Source organism: Anaerobiospirillum sp. NML120449, from assembly GCF_023051105.1.
GTDB lineage: Bacteria > Pseudomonadota > Gammaproteobacteria > Enterobacterales > Succinivibrionaceae > Anaerobiospirillum.
In genome coordinates this window covers 117,059-134,769 of sequence record NZ_JALKIL010000006.1, presented here as the reverse complement: position 1 = coordinate 134,769, position 17,711 = coordinate 117,059, and the positions used below count along the sequence as shown (strand labels likewise).

Genomic DNA, 17,711 nt, shown 5'->3' with positions numbered 1-17,711 from the left:
CTAAAGCTGCATGGCAGGACGGTCAGCTTACTCTTGACGATACCAAAGTGCTGCCCATGGCTGCCGACGACCATGAGGCCTTTGAGCGCCTGTGTGCCTTTCGTCTGCTGGGGCTGCAGATTACCGGCCTGCCGCTTGATGCCTCTGCACTGAAAGCTGTCAGCTCGATAAAAAGCCTGGTCAACCTGAGCCTTGATAACTGCAGTCTTGATGACAGCTGCTTTGAACCGCTGGGCCGCATGCAGAATCTGCGTTATCTGAGCCTTGAAAATAATGGTTCCCTGACCGGACGTGGGGTTGAACAGCTTGATGCCCTGCCCCTGGAGCTTCTTTCACTCAGTTACACCTCTCTTGATGACCTGGGCCTCAAAGCCGCTGCCGGCCTGCAGAAGCTGAGCATGCTTCATCTGAGCCACACAGCTGTGACCTTTGACGGTCTCATGGCCACAGCTGATAACAGCCGTCTGAAGATTGTGGCCGGTGAGCAGTTCAGCGACAGCCAGATGGATGAGTTTGAACGCATTCAGCTGCGCCGCTCTATCGATCCGCTCGACAGCAGTCATCCTGATGTGGTGTCCTGCCGTGAGGTGCTATGGGACTTCTTTGCTGCAGTCAACGACTGGGAAAAGAAAATGGAATCAGAGGATCTCGATGACACCACAGCCATGGCTGCCCTTCTGGCCATCTGGGATAACTTTGTCTGTGAAAAGCCCCGCAGCGGATTCCGCCCTGAGGCTCTGTCATGGTCGCCACATGGTACCTATTCAGACCATATCTATCTTGATGCTGGCAAGGTAAGTCGCAACAAAATTCACATCTACACCCGTGAACTCAATAATGGCTTTAAACGCCGCTTCCTGCTTAAAAGAACACCTGATGGCTGGAAAATTGAACGTGCAGACATGCTGCTCAACGGCTGGCAGCGCTATGGCCTGTAATGACAACAGCAGCCATACAGGCCGTCTCTGGCATTGCTGTCCATCCATGGCTCAGCAAGGGGACTGAAGGTCATGTGATCGTATTTTGCTGTTGATGCAGGCAGGTCGTATTACTTTGTTGTGCAGTCAATGCAGGCTGGTCATGTGACCGTGTTGTGCTTATGATGCGGGCAGGTCATGTGACCGTGTTGTGCTTATGATGCGGGCAGGTCATGTGACCGTGTTGTGCTGATGATGCGGGCTGGTCATGTGACCGTGTTGTGCTGATGATGCGGGCAGGTCATGCGGCATAAGCACCGGTCTTAAAGGAGTTTATATGGATATTCTCAGGCAGTGCCAGAAATGGCACGAAGAAAACAAGTTCAGGAAGATTGTTGATGCCATTGAGGCTCTTGATGATGATCATCGCAGCTGCGAGCTGGACATGGAGCTGGCGCGTGCTCTGAATAATCTGGCCTCCTTTGAAGATGAGCCTGAGCTGTACCGCAAGGCTGTGGAGGCTCTGGAGCGCTGTCAGGATGAGCTTGAGAACACTCATCTTTGGCAGTTCAGAATGGGGTATGCGCGGTACTATATGGACCAGGATGGCTGGGCCCTTGATCACTTCCGCAAAGCCCTTGAACTGCTGGGACCTGATGATCCCGAACAGTGGGGCGAGGATAACCGCTATTTCATTACTCAGTGTGAACACCGCACCGCCCTGCCGGCATTCAACCAGTGCTTTGCCGAGCGTGTACGCCTTGCCTGGGATGAGTTTGTTAAGGTAGAAGAGCGTATCCGCAAGCACATTGACGGTCGCAATGATGATACTCAAGAGGCCAATATGGAGATGCTCAGGCTGTGCAGCGGAGCTCTTAACAGGGCCTTTACTTCAATATCCTACGAACTGGGCAAATCAGGTGAGCTCTATGAGCTCATAGTCACTCCTGAGGGCGATCGCGTACGCCTTTTTGAGATCGAATACTTCATGCGCCATGTTCCTGAGCAGCTGCGTGAACACTGGAAACTTACCATCGGTCGTCAGGCAGCGGCCAATATCTGCATAGTAAGTGAGGGCTGCAGGATCTCGGCTGAAGATGTCACTGTCTGGGTGAGCGCTGCAGAGAGCGGCAGCTTTGCCCTCAAATGCTGCTGTGAGAAGCTCGAACCTGCCTTTGAGCAGCAATCTGAATCATTTGTCTGGTGGCTGCTTACCAACCTTACTGACCAGACTCTGGGCGAGCTGGTTCACATGCGCTATATCGAGTCCTTTGATTTGCTGCGCAGCCCTGCAGATGCCGGGGAAGATGCTGGGGAAAAACTTACTCTGGACAGGCTGCCTCAATGGCTTGCCGATCATGACTGCAAGCTTGATCTGTCAGCCCGGGAGTGCCTTGATCTGTACACAGGCTACAGCATGAAGCCCAATGAAGACCCCAACGCTGACTGGCGCCTTGATATCATTGCCGGCAGCACCTGCTGTGTCCCCCTGGTACAGGAATATCTGTCTGGTGACAACGATGTGGTAAATGCCCTGCACTCCGATGGTGTGGCTGCTGGTTTTTTCATCTGGCCGCTTGATAAGCTCAAAGACGGGGGCAGCGAGAAGATCTTTGCTTTCAGAGACGAGCTTGAAGCTGCCCTGAGCACTGATGAAGGCCGTGAAGCCGTAACCGTTACCGGCGGCGGAACCGGATGTTTCTGCGGCTATCTGGACTTTATTGCCTGGGATCCGGGCAAGACCCTGCAGCTTGCAGCCGAGTTCTTTGAATCCAGCTCAGTTGACTGGGCTTATTTCCATTCCTTCAGAAGAGATGCGGCTACAGTGCCGCTCAAGCATGGCAATGATAACGGCCGCTTGACCTCATCGGTAATCAATCCTCAAATCGAGGATGGTCTTGAGTACATAGCATGGTCTGAAGAGCAGGCCGATGCCTTCTATGAACAGCTCGAGCAGTGGAACAAAGATGACAAATTCTCACGATGCATAGCTGTGCTCAATACCGTGCCTGAGAGTCACCACGATCTGCGCTTTGCCATTGCCATGGCCCGCGCCCTTGAAAACTATGCCATCATAGGCGATGACAATGATGGCACTGCGCGCCATAAGGGCGACATAGCCCTCAACAGGGCCATTGTAGTTCTCAAGGCTGTTCAGGAAGACGGAAAGGACGATGTCAAATGGAACATGCGCATGGCCTATGGCTATCAGTACCTTTATGGCAATGAGGAGCAGGCTATTGCGTATGCCCGCCGCTGGGCTGAGCTTGATCCTGACGATGAGCAGGCTCCTGATGTTATCGAAGAGTGCCTTGAGGAAATAGAAAAACGCATGCGCATCGAGGCAGGTATAGACAGCAACCCGGGCAGCATTCTTGACTGACCTTCCTGACCAGCTGCAGCCGCCGGCTGCAGCTGCCCCGGCCCGGGGCGGTCCAGTCTGGGCAGGCCCGGCCAATTGCAGCCTCAGCCAGGGATGGCCTGGACTGGTCGGGCTGACCATGGCCGGTGGCGCATGGCACCCCAGCCATCTGGGGCATGAGCTCAAGGAATAACCATATGGAGATAAAGAATGGGTCTTGATATTTATGCCGGTACTTTAACCCGTTACTACTGCGGCAACTGGAAGAACATGGTTCAGCAGTGGGCAGAGGCCTGTGGACATGAGTATCATGTCATCAGGCCTGGTGATGACCAGGGAGACGATGAGGAACCTGATGAGGCTGAGGTTCAGGCCGCTGTTGAGCAGTGGCGCAACCTGCTCATTGAATCGGTCATGCCTCCGGGCTCAGGTGCTGATGAGCAGTGGCCTGAGAACAATACCGCTCCGTACTTTACCCATAAGCCTGACTGGGATGCCTTTGGCGCCCTGCTGGTAACTGCAGCCTGTGCCCGCTATGGCGAGCCCATACCTCAAAGCGTGGAAAAGAACCACGATTTCATGGAGCATCCGCTGGTATTAAAGGCCGCTGAAGACACTGAAAAGGTCTGGTCTCTGTTTCGTGGAGCCACCATGTGGGTGCCGCTGTCACGACCTCTGCTGTTTAACGGCACCCTGGTCAATGGCAGCGAATGCACCATCAGTACTCTGGCTGCGCTGCGCCTTGAACTGGAGAAACTGAACTCTCTGGTATGGCAGGCTGATGAGGCCACTGTTGCAGGCTGGAAAGACACCGAGGGCTATCCTGCTGACCTTGAGCAGGCTGAGGACGGCTCTGTTAATCCGCAGAAGATTCAGAAGCACGACAGCTACGACACCCAGTCTCTGGCCCGCTACGCTTTTGCCATTTTGTGGGAGGCCCTGCTCTTTGCTGAAAAGAACAGGTCGGCCATCATTATGGACTTCTGATATCACCCCACCGCGCCCCAGCCACAGGCCAGGCCCGTCCATCCGGACGCGCCTGCCGGCCCTGTGGCCGGTGCAGCGGCAGAGACACTGCAGCAACGGCGACGGCGTCCTTGCGCCAGGCATTAAGGAAAGATCATGAGCTCTGTTATGAACAGCATTCCGGCTCCCCCATGGATGGTATGTCCTCACCTGTCACGCTTCTCGCTTGGGTGGCGTATGGGCTATGGTGAAGGAGTAATAGACATCTTCTGTCAGTGGCTGGACAAACTCAATAAACAGCAGCGGGCTGAAGTACAGGAACTCTTTCCTGAACCATTCACCTGGCAGGGCTGGTGGAATGAGGAAGAAGACGACGGCGATGATGACAGCTTCAACATCATGGAGCATGGAGATTTGCTGGTCTTTGTCAGGCAGCCTGACGGTCAGCCCTGCTACAGCCGCCAGTGGCTTATGGATCAGCGGGCTCGCATGTGCCGTTCAGCTGTAATGTTCTGGGGACACCAGCCTCAGGCTGATGGCAAGCTCAGCCACAGCTGCATGAGCCAGTGGTGGAAAGAAGACTTTAAGCGCGAGCATGAGAGCTTTAGCTGTGCCGAGCAGTTCATGATGGCCTCCAAGGCCAGCCTGTTCAGTGACAGCGAATGTAAAAAGAAGATCATGAGCAGCTCCGACCCGCGCCATATCAAGCAGCTGGGCCGCACGATCAGTCCTTTTGATGAGTCCGTCTGGGATCGCTTCAAATACGCTGTTGTCGTTGAGGGCAACTGGTACAAATTCTCCTGCTCCCAGAGGCTCAGAGATTATCTGATCGGAACGGGCTCAAGAGTTCTGGTTGAGGCCAGCCCGGCAGACAGAATCTGGGGCACAGGCCTTGCCCGGGATCATGAGCATGCCTGCAATCCTGAGCTCTGGCGAGGCGAGAATCTGCTGGGCTTTGCGCTTATGGAGGTACGCGACGAGCTGCGCCGCGTCTATGCCAATGCCCACCGCTGCTCCATGGATCCTTACCGCATACTTGAAGAATGATCACACAGGCCGCATAAGCTGCCAGCATCCGGCACCTGCATCAGGTTCCGGCCGCCCAGATAATCGGCCAGCGCACCCGGCCCACGGCTCCAGCCTAGCCCGGACGGCATCGTAAACTGCTGGCACGGCACCGTAAACGGCTGGGACGGCTCCGGCCCCGGCTGCCTTCGTAAAAAGCTGGCGCACCCAGCCCCGGCAGCCTTCGTAAGCAGCTGGCGAGCCACCTTCATCACCATCCTGCTGCTGGGTGCAAGGCCAGGTATTACAAGAGTAACTTTGACAGGAAATTAAGCTGTGATGGAATATCTGCAGGTGTTCTGGGCCGATGCACCGCAAGGAGAGCCCGCTGTTATCTTTTACGAAGTCGATACGGCCGATGACAGGCTGGGACGGCGCTCCATTGATGTCTTTGCTGATGGCCGCATGGTCCGTTATGAAGATATGTACGACGGGGCCATTGAAATCACTCCCCTGCCCACAGCTGCAGAGCTCAACAGCAATATCTGGGGCGAGGAGTTTCACGCCCGGGAAATCACAGCCGCTCAATTTGAAAGTGTCTGGTCTGCGCAGCGCTATGAGGGGCCGTTTCAGGCTCAGTGAGCTGCGAACATCACCTGCAGCTCCGGCCCTGGCCGATTGCAGGCCGCTGCTGTTGCAGCTGCCTGGTTCCTGATGACGGCTTCACTCTGCTAATTTGTCTGATGCGCCCGTAACTCAGGCGCATGGAGGTTCTCATGGGAAATGGATTCAGTCCCCTGATAATTCTGGGACTGGTTGCGCTGATTTTTGGTGGCGCAGCCTTTATCCGCAGTGTGGTTGAACGTCCCTGGTACCACCTGATGGTCTTTGTTGCCTGTACCCTGGGGCTGCTGCTGTGGATTGCATGGCGCTGGTGGCGCATGTAATACCGGCCGTCTTGGCCACCACGGCCGCCCCGGCCCCTCTCTGCAGCCTGGCCATGCTCCCATGAGCCCGTCCGGCCCTGCCGGCCTCATGACGTGGCATCAGGCCACTTCCGGGCGCTTATGCAGGCATGCGCCTTCGCTCATGGGAAGGCATGCCCTTACGGACATGGCCGGGCATGAGCGCAGGTCGGGCCGTCCCCGCTCCTGCCTTGCATGGCATGGACGGGCTGTGTACGGCATGGGCGTGCAGTATCAGTGAAAGTTAAGGAGTGTGCATGTACAAGATTGCATATCTGGGTAATTTCGACAGTGTTCCCGAGCCGGTGCGTGCGGTGCTGGACGGAGATAAGGACAGTCTGCTCTCTCAGCTTGCTCAGGGACTCGATCTCAACAGCAAAGTGGAAATTAGCCGCTATATCACCCTCATGCCTCTTGAGGCTGCAGTCTTCTGCAACCTGCCGGACATGATTACTTTCCTGATTGAGCATGGGGCCCGCCGTGACCTTGCAGTTGAAAACCCGCTGGTGATGACGGCCGTGCGCTGCTGCGGCAGTGAGGTCCTGTCCATGTTTATCGACCAGGCGGCCGATCTGAACGTAAAACACAAACGCAGGATATTTCTTGAGGTATTCTGGGGCGGCCATACCGAGCATCTCAAAACTCTTGAAAATGCCGGTATCACCGCTGCCCTGTATGGAGGAGATGCGCTGCGCAGAGCAGCTTCTAAGGGCGACAGAGACACGGTCAGGCTGCTTCTTGATATGGGAGCTGACATCAACTGGCATGAGCCGGACATGGTCTTTCCCTATGCCTCAACTCCGCTCATTGAGGCGGCCCGTCAAGGTGATATGGAAACGGCAAAACTGCTGGTTGAACGCGGCGCTGATGTCACCATATGCGATCGCGACGGTGACCGCCCTTATTCGGCCGCACTGAGCAGCAAAAATCAGGATCTTGCTGCCTGGCTTAAAACCCTTGAGCCTGAACAGTGGCATAACGAACAGGAAAAACTCAGGATGCTGCGCGGATACAAGGCACCTGCAGCCATGATTGAGCAGCTGACCCAGGGGCCATGGCTCATTGAGTTTCCTGATGCTCCGCTGGTACGCTTTGTCCGTCTGCATCAGCTCATGGATGTCATGGAGTTTTCCCGGGGCCGCAGAAAATACCTTTCCCTGCTGGCTGAAATTGACAACTACAGCGACTGGAAGCTGCTGTGGAGCCGCACTGACCGCAGTCTCTGGGCTTTTGACATCGAGCATGAAGAGCTCAAAAAGCTGGGCTCATGGTCCGACTTTACAGCAAATCCAGGACTTATGCTTAACAAAATGATCGATGATCATGTGGAGTACTGATATGGATATTTCCCTTAAAGACCGCGAGTTTATCAGCTCGGTAAGCATCACTGACATACCATGGCGCCGCCTTGTATGCTCTTCGGGCCGTGCCGGGAACTTTCCTCAGTGGCTCAATGATCTCGGTGAGCTTAAAAGCCGCAGTAACATCAACTTTGCTCTGTCCAGCCTGAGCCAGGATATGGAGCATCAGTCCACCTTATGGCACTGCACTCCATTTGCCCTCATCTTTGCCGTGCGCGCTCTGGACAATGCTCTGCAGCAGCTTGAGCAAAACGAGCTTGCAGACTTTCTTGCAGGCGAGCTGATTGACTGGTTTGCATGGCTTAACCGGGGCATAAATGAAATTGAGGCATACGAACACGCCGCCCCGCTTGAGCATTTTGCCGACCTGCTCGATGAGCGCTACCTGCTGCCTGATGTAAACAGCCATGATAACGATGATGACGACGAAAACGATGTTGCTGATGAGAACGGGGATGAGGATGAGGAGAGCGATGATGAGGATGATGACTGGGAGGAGGACGAAGATGACTGTTTTGAGGACGATTTGGACTACCCTGACAATGTCTTCTACTCGTTCTACTACTACAGCAAAGTAGCCATAGAATCATCCCGCGAAGTCATAATCAGGCACAATGCCGTCCTGAACGACAATTTGCGCTCCCTGGCTCAGGAGCTATTCCCTGACCTTATAGTAAACGAATTAAAGATTTGATTATTAATCGGACTAGTGGTCTGTGAACCAACTGAAGCTACATAGAGTTCTAAACCTGTCGTTAGACGCTCTATAAAGCTAAAAGTAACTAAACAAGGTGTCGTCAAGTTTGTCGAGCGTCTCGAAGTACCGATTATGTGTTACTTCGCGACGTGTTACTCGCCAGCAATTGCTCAACAGGGTTAAGGTCATGTGAGTAAGGGGCATTTTTATAATGTCCAGCTTTTCCCTGATGTCCTTATACTCCGGAAGCTGCTCATCAACAATTAGCCTCGGCTATGAAGTCTCTCAAGGACTGAATAACCGTTTCAAAGTTAAACCATGACGGCCTTGTTACAATGAGCTCACCAGTCTCTGGAAATACATACCAGGACACAGCAACTGATCACCTGCCAGGAGCAGATAGCACTTGAAGTTTTGAGCCTTTTAAGGCCCATATCCTTGACACACTTGTTGTCTGATGGAAGTGCGCTTCATCCTGAAAAACGAGGACTTTATTCAAGTCATTATTTTTCTCCAGGATTTTTTTAAATGCTGCACGCTCCTCTTCGTTAGCCCTCCCCTTTGACGGAAAGGTCTGGTCTAATCAATGAAGGGTTTAGCTTGTGCTTGAGAATGTTCTGACACTGTCTGACTCCAAGAGATACGTTGAACTGTTGTTCAATGTAGACAGAAACAGACTTGCCATCCCATACTCTAAATCCATAATCTTCAGCAGATGAGCTCACTGCTTTATAAAGCATAGAAAGCTGCTCTTCAGTCAATCTGCTGTTTCTTCCAGGAGGAGATGTGGGTGTTAATGCGTCAAACCCTTTTTCATCAGCTGTTTTTATCCAGTTGTTGATTGTTCCGATACTTTCGCCACAGCACGCTGAAAGCTCTTTTTTTGAGATACCGCCTAATGCCAGACTGACGACAGTAGCCCTATATACTGTTTTCCTGTCGTTGCTTGACTGAACAAAATGAAGACCAGCCTCCTTGAGAACTGCTGGATCATTAACAAACTTACGAACTTTCATTCTGACCGCTCTAAAACTCTTGATAATGACACCTGGACATTATATTAAATCTGCAGTCTGAATGTTGGTTTATTAATCAATAATTTGTTTCTTATATTATGAGTTCTGACCTCAGGAACACAGATCCGTGCGCCCCTTTCAGGCAATGCCATTTTCATACTGTACCAGACTCAGTCAGACCATAAACTCCAGGGATACCTTATCCATGGTCTTATCCACGGCTGGTCCCCATGAGTACCAGGAGCAATTAACAGTGCATGCAATATCATGGCAGTTGCATCCAGACGTCATGCTGCCCATCAGTAAGCAAGGCTCCTCACAGTAAGTTATTCTTTTGTAAAGCGTCAAGGTCAGGCTGCCCGTCAGCAAAGCTGACAGCTCACAGGAAGTTTTGCTTTTGTAAAGCGCCATGGTCAGGCTGCCCGTCACCAGGTCCTGACGTTCAAAGAAAGATCTGCTTTTGTAAAGCGTCAAGGTCATGCTGCTGTGTCAGATTGCAGCTGCAGCAGGCAGCAGCCATGCTGCCCGGTGCAGGGCCTGCATGCTGACCTGACGCGGCTAAATCCACAGGGGGCCCATGTCTTCAGGACGGATTGGCAGCTGCCACTGGTCCTCGTAGGTTACATGAACCAGATACAGGCCGGCAGCCTGGGCGGTTGGTCCGGCCAGCTCACGGTTGCGCGCATCAAAGACATCCTGCAGCCACTGCCTGTCCTTTGAGCCGTCTCCCACCAGCAGCAGCGATCCTACAATATTGCGTACCATATGGTGAAGGAAAGCGTTTGCCTGAATATCAAAGATAATATAGCGGCCCCGGCGCATGACATTAATGAAATGAACATTGCGCATGGCATGAGGGTTTTCATCCTGGGCTGAGCGGAAGGAAGAAAAATCGTTTTCGCCAAGCAGAATCTGAGCCGCATCATGCATGGCCTGAACATCATATTCGCCACGGTATAGAGAAACACCGGCCCTCATAATGCCAGGACGGTAGTCAGTATTCTGCAGAATGTAGCGGTAGCGGCGGGCACGAGCTGAAAAGCGTGCATGGAAATCATCAGGGACCTGCTTTGCCCAGGTAATGGCGATATCGTCTGGCAAAATGGTATTGGTGCCTAAAATCCAGGCACGCTCAGAGCGCTCTTTAGTGGTATCAAAATGGATTACCTGACCGGTAGCATTAACGCCGGCATCAGTACGGCCAGCGCATTTGATTTCCACAGGCTCGGCAGCTATCTGAGACAGGGCTTTCTCAAGTTCATTTTGAATGGCAGGAGCATGCCACTGGCGCTGAAAACCAGCATAATTCCAGCCTGAATACTCAACACCAAGAGCAAATCTCATAACCACCCTCCCCGAGCTGGTATAGCTAAATCCATTTTCTCACCAGGCAAACAGGCACCGTAAGCTAATCATACTGAGATGATACGGTGGCTGAGCCCATGTTTTCGCGCCATAGTCTAAAACAGCATGTGTTGTAAAACAACAGGGGCCGCAGCAAAGCTTCCTAAGGCTTTATCTGCGGCCCCTGCTGTATGCAGCCGGACAGTAGCGGACCGGCTGCCATGGATGACTCACGGCGCTGTCAGCCAGTACATCAGTCATCACATGAGCTTACATCGCCATGGCTATCATCTCTGGTCTGTGCCTCTGCTGCTGTTTTTGAGTCAGCTGCTGCTGCACCTGCAGCAGCGTCGGCAACCTCAGTGGATGCTGCAGTGGCTGCAGCTGCTGTGGCTGCTGCTGTGGCGGCGGCCGTGTCGCTCTTATGCTCGTTAAAGTAAATACCGCTGCCAGTACGCCTGCATCCCTCGATAAGACGGTTGCTCAGTCCGCCTTTGACTGTGGAAACTACATAAACTGGACGTCTTTTAACCTCTTCACTGACACGGCCCAGGTACTCACCCAGAACGCCAATGGAAATAAGCTGAATACTGCCAAGGAAAAGCACCACGCACATAAGGGAGGCATAACCAGGTACGTTTACGCCCCTGATCATGGTACTTACCATTATGTAAATCATATAGACAAGTCCCAGAGCGCCTACACATCCACCAATGTAGGACCAGACGCGCAGCGGCAGAGAGGAGAAGGACACAATGCCATCAAGGGCAAAGTTCCACAGCTTCCAGTAATTCCACTTGGTGGTGCCAGCACTGCGTTCAGGGCGCACATAGTCTACATTGCGTGAGGTGAAGCCAGGCCAGGCATAAAGTCCCTTCATAAAGCGGTTGCTTTCATTAAGACTGCGTACAGTCTCAATAATGCGTGAGTCGATAAGACGGAAGTCGCCCACATTCTCAGGGATTTTTACTCTGCCTGAGAGCTTGTTAAATACATAGTAGAAGCCGCCTGATGATACACGCTTGGTGCCGGAGTCACTGGAGCGGTCAATACGACGACCATAGACGGTATCAACATTTTCCTCGCGCCAGATACGTATAAACTCAAGTACCAGCTCAGGAGGGTCCTGCAGATCCACATCAATAGGCACCAGAGCATCGGCGTCGCACAGGTCAATGGCGGCTGTCATGGCAGCCTCCTTGCCAAAGTTGCGTGACAGCTTAATCAGGGCAATGCGGCTGTTCTGCTCCATCAGACCCTCAATAATCTCAACTGAGCGGTCCCTGGAGCCGTCATCGACAAAGACAATCTCAATGTGGTCGATAACCGAAGCCAGTTTAAGCTCTACTGTTTCCACGAAAGAGGCAATGGTCTCCTCCTCGTTATAGACAGGAACAATAAGAGCAACCTTGTAATTTTCATCGTGTCTTGCCATAGCGACCACCTGCACCACAGTGCCAGAATAATGTCCAGAGCCCGGGCCCACTTATGTATACCCGCGCAGAGAAACAAAAGCCATACTCTCAGAGCACCGCTGTCATCAAGACACAGATATAATGCAATGCCCTGGCGCTTTCGGGTAATTTTTACCTTTTGATAAGCCAAACATAAATTTGAGCTTAATCAAGGGCTTAAAGTGTATTCCTAAAAACTTAGCAATGCTATAGGCGCTGGCCCAATATCTGCCATGCATCAGACTCAGCCATCACCTGCGCAAAAAAGCCCGCCCTTTTCAGAACCGGAACACCAGTCCTTTCAAAGGCGGGCTTTTGAGCTTCCTGCTTTATCGTTATCCCAAAACTGACAGCACAGCCCGGTAAGCCGCGCAAGCCACCATATGACCTAATCAGGACTCAGTCCTGATGACGGCAAGTCGGCCACCACCTGATGACTGATGCCAGGCCATGATGCTGATGCCAGGCCATGATGCTGATGCCAGCGCCATTATTACTGAACCATGAGCCCCAGGCCTGCGCTTTGGGCGTGGCGGTCGCTGGACCTGCAGAGGAGCTTACCGGGCACGGTCACGGGGTATGGACAAGTTCGGGACTATCGGTCGTCAGTCAGGAACTCATGGCGTGAGGATGGATTATATTTGAAGTGACCGCTCAGAGCTGTGGTAGTAGTTGATGAGGTAGGGTCCTGTACACCACGGGCCTTTACACAGTAATGGGTACCGGTAATGGTAACAGCCACATTCTCGGTCTCAAGCAGGGTCTTGAGAGCTACCAGAATCTGCTGGGTAAGGCGTTCCTGAACCTGAGGGCGCTGAGCAAAAAAGCGCACAATACGGTTAATCTTGGACAGTCCGATAATCTTGTTATCAGGCATGTAGGCCACCTTGGCCATGCCGTCGATAACCATAAAGTGATGCTCACAGGTAGAGGTAAAGGAAATATCCTTGACCTTGATCATCTCATCTACCTGCATCTTGTTTTCAATCACGGTGATTTCAGGAAAATTGCGGTAATCAAGTCCGGAAAACAGCTCATCGACGAACATCTTGCCCACGCGGTAAGGAGTTCTGGTAAGGCTGTCATCGCTCAGATCAAGACCCAGGGTTTCCATCATGGTACGCATGCACTGGCTGATACGCTCACGCTTTTCGTCGTCGCTCAGACCATTATCATGCACCGGAGTCTCAAGGCCGCACTCGATAAGGGCATTCTTAACTTTTAAAGCCTGCTGGCTTAACTGCTGATCACTCATAACAACCTCATAATAAAGGAGCACCATGGCCCATAAAGTACAGAGCCAAAGCCGGGAGCGAGCTCCGCACCAAAATTTACTATGCGTCTGTCTCCATGGCATTTATACCTGGCCGGGCTGTTAATTATACCCCTATTGATGCGTTACCAGTCGCAACTGATAATTAAGCACGAAAGCACCTCTCATAACGTCCCATTCCACCCCTGCTAAGCCCGGCAGAACCAAATGCCAGTCGGCCGGTAAACAGCCATGGTGCCGGCCTCAGTAAAAAAGGGGCTCATCAACGTGCCATTGCGCCCTGCAGCGAAATTTTGTGCCGAAATTTCTCCGAATTGAGGCCTCGGACATACTATACTGCGCCCTTTTCATCTATCATGGCTGAGTGCCTGTTTGTCTCAGCTGGCAACCAGTCCGCGTTAGAACACTGTCCCTGTCCTGTAGCCGTCATGGACAGACGGGGAACGCCACCATGTCTAACTGCAGCATAAACGCTCCCTGCAGCCTTTACTGAGCACAATGCCACAGATAATGTCTGCATTATGAAGTGACAGCTGTAACTTGTATTTTTCCTGTTCTTTTTCTGGAGGAGGTATGGTCAACTCTATAGAGCCTGTAGGTGCTGTAGACCGCATTGCCAAAATCAAAGCCGCACAGTCCCGGGCCCGTGGAGCTGCAACAGACTTCCGTCTTGCTGAACGCGAGGATATCGATCCTGATGAACAGCGTAAAAAGGACTCTCAGGAAGAACGTAAGAAAGAGCAACAGCTGGCCGTTTCTCTGCTGCTGGAAAGCCAGTCACCGGAACATGCAAGTCACCAGGTAAGTGAAAGTCTTGAAGAGCTTGAGCACGACATGCCGACAGCCATGAAGCATTACCATGCCATGCTGACTAACATGCTCTTTGGTGACAGCTCTCTGGTTAACAGCAGCATGGAGCTGCGTACCTTTTTCTCCTCAACAGCCAATACCATAAGGTATGGCATGGGCGTCAGCACTGAGCAGCTTGAGGCGCTCAAGGTCAATCCGTCACAGACAGTTCAGACCTCATTTGGCTGGCTTAACTACAATGATATTACTCACTTTGCCAACCTCAGCGCGCGCATGACCGCTACTGGAGCCTTTGATCTGAAAAGACAGGCCATGGCACTTATGGAACGTTTTGCCCTGAGCAGCGATGAGGTAAGACAGTCGTTTTTTGACCATACAACAGGCTTTACCACAAAGGCCTGAAAGCATTGAGCTTATGCCCTGAGTAAGCCCTCATGCCAGCCTGTCCATGCAGGCTCATGCCGGCAGCTCAACTTGCTGCCCCCAGGTCAGCTTACCCACCGACTGCTCAGTCGTACCATCCATCTGGATCATGCTGGCATGTCAGCTTAATGCCCCGCTGGTCAGCTTACCTGCCGACTGGTCAGCGTACCGGCCAGCAGGCTCATACAGGCCAATCATATTACTGGCCAGCTGGCTCATGCAGGCTGATCATATTACTGGCTGGCTGGCTCATGCAGGATGTACCGCTCACCTGATGAGTTTCCGACAGAAACAGGTAACAGCTGCGCGGTAACAGTGTTCAAAGAACAGCTGATGACATGGTAATCAGACTGTACTTTAAGCACTCAACTTCATCCGGACCGATACAGTGCGCGTCAGGCGCAGTGGATCACTGATAATCAACAACTTTGGACTTCGGGAGTTTTTGGCTATGTATATTTCAGATAAGTTCTGGCACAACTATGTAGGCGACACCGACGACAGCCTTAATCTGGTAGCCATGCTCAATGAGCTTGAAGACAATGAGGTCTCAATCGACACTCTCTTTGAGCAGATTGGCATCAGTCAGGATCTCCAGGCAGTCCGCAAGTCAACTGATAACCTGTGCTTTACCAACAGCGATGGAGTTACTGTTCAGTTCGCCTACGCAATCAACCAGATTCTCGACTGTGCGGCAATCATGCTTGAGTGTTATGTCAACGGATCTGTGCGCCTGTCTGAACTGGATGACTATATTGAAAGCGAGCGTGAGATTAACATTGTCGCCTCCCTTGGCAATCATGAGTTCATCAGCCATGTTCTTCAGGACTTTATTGCCAGTCCAAAGGAATATGACATCTGTGAAATGCTTGATGATGACGGCATTGCCGAAATGGTTGAGGTCGTTACTGAGCTGCATGAAGAGCTTTATAACCCTGCCCTCGTCCGCCATAACTACGCCATCAAGGCCGATCAGATAAAGCCTGTACTTACCGACTGGGAAGGTCCTGATGCATGTATTGCCACCTCAAGAGTAACAGTTCAGAACTTCAAGGTGGGCTACTGCTACCGTGAAGAGCCCCAGGATCCTACCGACAGCGGCTGGCGCTTTATGGCAGGTAACGAAAGCGAAGGCTATATGAGCGATCCCCGCTACGCCTTTATCTACTCGCTCAATGTCATTGCCAACTACGACCCTGAAGTTCTCAGCGTACTAAAGACAGGTGCAGTCTGCGCTTTCAGCAAGAACGCCGAAGGACGCCTTGTTCCTACCCCAATCACCCTTGAGGGCAAAGACTACGACTGTGCCGAACCCGTCCCTTCCTCATGCGCTGCCGCCCATCAGGGATCAGACAGTGAGAACTGTTCTCCTGAAACTGCAGCTGATGCCGGCACCAGCACTGAGCATGACAACTGATCTTCAGCCAGTCCCTGAAAAAATAAAAAGCCCGGGCTTATGCCTGGGCTTTCTATTTTGCTTTCTAAAATATTATGTTAAAGCACTATGATGGAGCGTTATTCATCATTATGTGCGTTTAATCTAATGGCCACATTGTGACTCATGCAGCTTTTGCAGCTCTCGTTAATAAGTATGAGGAAAATCACAAGATCATCGACAGTTTAGCTGTAGATGAAATGGACGATGCCATAAATCAGAGCATAAAGCTTGCTCTCTGGAGCAGTCACACCAGCCATACCAGCCATACCAGCCATACGGGCATGATACAGTCAGTAAGCATGGTGCAAAGACGTCCTCATCAGGATGGCTCGTCAGCCTGCTCATGCGGCTGACTTATGAGCAGTCATCGTCAGGAGTCATTGTGAGAATGACTTGTGAGGTTACCTTTCGAGAGTGCCTGAAAGGCAGGCCAGGCTGGTATTGCCTATCAGGCTGGTATTGCCGGTTTTTCCGGTTTTTCCTAGTCTTCGTCGCTGGATCCGGCCGGGCCTATGGTGTAGGTAGGAACGTCCTTTTCATAAGTGAAATGTGAGGCAAAGTGCTCAAGGCCAAAGCGATCGGCAAGCATGTCTCCAAGGCGGCCAATAGCAAGCTGCTCTGAGGCGTGATGACCTACAACAAATACCAGAGTGCCGGTCTCAACTGCCATGTGGTAGGTCTGCTCATTGGCATCACCGGTTATTAAAGCCTGGAAATTCGGCTGCTTGTTGTCATCAAGCAGTGAGGATCCTGATCCTGAACATACAGCAAGATCATCGATCATGATGTCATCAGTGATATTGCCCAGCAAGGTTACCTTGGTATCAAGGCGATGGCACAGCAGTGCTGCAATTTCCTTTACAGCCAGAGGCTCAGCAAGACGTACACGCATGCCAATTGACTGCTTTACTCCCGGCTCAATATAGTCAACCACATCACCACCAAGGATATGGGCCAGCACAGCATTGTTACCGAGCTCCATATGGGCATCCAGTGGCAGGTGATAGGCTACAAGGTTAAGATTGCCATCAATCAGAGCCTTGACGCGCTGATAGTAGTTGCCGATAAGACGCGGATCAGCGCCCTTCCAGAACAGGCCATGGTGCACAATCAGGGTATCACAGCCTGCCTCAACTGCAGCATCAATAGCCTCAAGAGAGGCTGTGCATGCAGTGGCAATCTTTTTGACCTCCTCTGGTCCTGCCACCTGAAGGCCGTTATAGGAAGCATCCTTATAATCACGTGCTTCCAGCAACTCGTCCAGAGAGGCAATTAACTCTGATATATGCATGGAAATTCTCCTTGACAATAACTCTGACAGAACCTGCAACTGTTACTTGCTCAGTCAAAGCCTTACGGCTATGACTGGAGTTCAGTCACGCCTGCTGTCAGCAATCTCAACCTGCGCTTAAAAGCTTAGAGCGGTTCAGACCTGATGGCGACTTTGCAGTGACTGAAATTCTGGTAATGCCTGAAATTATAGGCCATAGAGCGCCACTATAGTAGCCTTGCATACTGTGATTTGTCCTGACTCCCGCTGCTCAGTCAGCCCCTGCACCATGCAACACGCAGTTAAACTGCCGGTGGCCTCGATCCATGGCAAGGCTGGGCCTGATCAGCTTGCTCAATGGCATGGCTGGGCCTTACCTGCTTACTCAATGGCAAGGCTTGGCCTTACCT

At 52.1% G+C, this 17,711-nt stretch carries 15 protein-coding genes; 10 read left to right on the top strand and 5 right to left on the bottom strand.

Annotated features, from left to right (window positions below; all coding sequences use genetic code 11):
• Positions 1-56: 56 nt before the first annotated feature.
• The 8 genes from MXE41_RS03260 (at position 57) to MXE41_RS03225 (ending at position 8,270) form a co-directional block, all read left to right on the top strand.
• Positions 57-938: an NTF2 fold immunity protein gene (locus MXE41_RS03260; RefSeq protein WP_247099350.1), complete on the top strand. Its 882-nt coding sequence runs from the start codon at positions 57-59 to the stop codon at positions 936-938.
• Between the two features lie 316 nt (positions 939-1,254).
• Entirely contained in the window at positions 1,255-3,300 is a 2,046-nt protein-coding gene (locus MXE41_RS03255) for a hypothetical protein (protein WP_247099349.1), read from the top strand.
• A 189-nt stretch (positions 3,301-3,489) separates the two neighbouring features.
• A complete protein-coding gene (locus MXE41_RS03250; RefSeq protein ID WP_247099348.1) occupies positions 3,490-4,266 on the top strand; it encodes a hypothetical protein in 777 nt (258 codons plus the stop codon).
• Positions 4,267-4,401: 135 nt separating this feature from the next.
• Positions 4,402-5,292: an NADAR family protein gene (locus tag MXE41_RS03245; protein ID WP_247099347.1), complete on the top strand. Its 891-nt coding sequence runs from the start codon at positions 4,402-4,404 to the stop codon at positions 5,290-5,292.
• Between the two features lie 297 nt (positions 5,293-5,589).
• Positions 5,590-5,892 (top strand): hypothetical protein, encoded by a 303-nt coding sequence (locus MXE41_RS03240; protein ID WP_348647410.1) that lies wholly within the window; start codon positions 5,590-5,592, stop codon positions 5,890-5,892.
• A 134-nt stretch (positions 5,893-6,026) separates the two neighbouring features.
• Positions 6,027-6,197, top strand: coding sequence for a hypothetical protein (locus MXE41_RS03235; RefSeq protein WP_247099345.1), 171 nt, complete (start codon positions 6,027-6,029; stop codon positions 6,195-6,197).
• A 275-nt stretch (positions 6,198-6,472) separates the two neighbouring features.
• Entirely contained in the window at positions 6,473-7,552 is a 1,080-nt protein-coding gene (locus MXE41_RS03230; RefSeq protein WP_247099344.1) for an ankyrin repeat domain-containing protein, read from the top strand.
• A gap of 1 nt (position 7,553) precedes the next feature.
• A complete protein-coding gene (locus tag MXE41_RS03225) occupies positions 7,554-8,270 on the top strand; it encodes a hypothetical protein (RefSeq protein WP_247099343.1) in 717 nt (238 codons plus the stop codon).
• A 551-nt stretch (positions 8,271-8,821) separates the two neighbouring features.
• Here MXE41_RS03225 and MXE41_RS03220 read toward each other — a convergent pair.
• From MXE41_RS03220 to folE, 4 genes are all read right to left on the bottom strand, one after another.
• Positions 8,822-9,289: a helix-turn-helix domain-containing protein gene (locus MXE41_RS03220; protein WP_247099342.1), complete on the bottom strand. Its 468-nt coding sequence runs from the start codon at positions 9,287-9,289 to the stop codon at positions 8,822-8,824.
• 558 nt (positions 9,290-9,847) lie between these two features.
• Positions 9,848-10,633 (bottom strand): tRNA pseudouridine(38-40) synthase TruA, encoded by a 786-nt coding sequence (gene truA / locus MXE41_RS03215; RefSeq protein ID WP_247099341.1) that lies wholly within the window; start codon positions 10,631-10,633, stop codon positions 9,848-9,850.
• Positions 10,634-10,886: 253 nt separating this feature from the next.
• A complete protein-coding gene (locus MXE41_RS03210) occupies positions 10,887-12,068 on the bottom strand; it encodes a glycosyltransferase family 2 protein (protein ID WP_247099340.1) in 1,182 nt (393 codons plus the stop codon).
• Between the two features lie 614 nt (positions 12,069-12,682).
• Positions 12,683-13,342 carry a GTP cyclohydrolase I FolE gene (folE, locus tag MXE41_RS03205; RefSeq protein ID WP_246976402.1) on the bottom strand — a complete coding sequence of 220 codons (660 nt, stop codon included), beginning with the start codon at positions 13,340-13,342 and terminating at the stop codon, positions 12,683-12,685.
• A gap of 591 nt (positions 13,343-13,933) precedes the next feature.
• Here folE and MXE41_RS03200 point away from each other — a divergent pair.
• Both MXE41_RS03200 and MXE41_RS03195 read left to right on the top strand, forming a co-directional pair.
• Complete coding sequence (locus tag MXE41_RS03200) at positions 13,934-14,572, top strand: hypothetical protein (protein WP_247099339.1); 639 nt, start codon at positions 13,934-13,936, stop codon at positions 14,570-14,572.
• A 472-nt stretch (positions 14,573-15,044) separates the two neighbouring features.
• Complete coding sequence (locus MXE41_RS03195; RefSeq protein ID WP_247099338.1) at positions 15,045-16,010, top strand: DUF2185 domain-containing protein; 966 nt, start codon at positions 15,045-15,047, stop codon at positions 16,008-16,010.
• A gap of 502 nt (positions 16,011-16,512) precedes the next feature.
• Here the strand turns inward: MXE41_RS03195 and MXE41_RS03190 are convergent.
• Complete coding sequence (locus MXE41_RS03190; protein ID WP_246976393.1) at positions 16,513-17,322, bottom strand: Nif3-like dinuclear metal center hexameric protein; 810 nt, start codon at positions 17,320-17,322, stop codon at positions 16,513-16,515.
• Positions 17,323-17,711 lie beyond the last annotated feature (389 nt).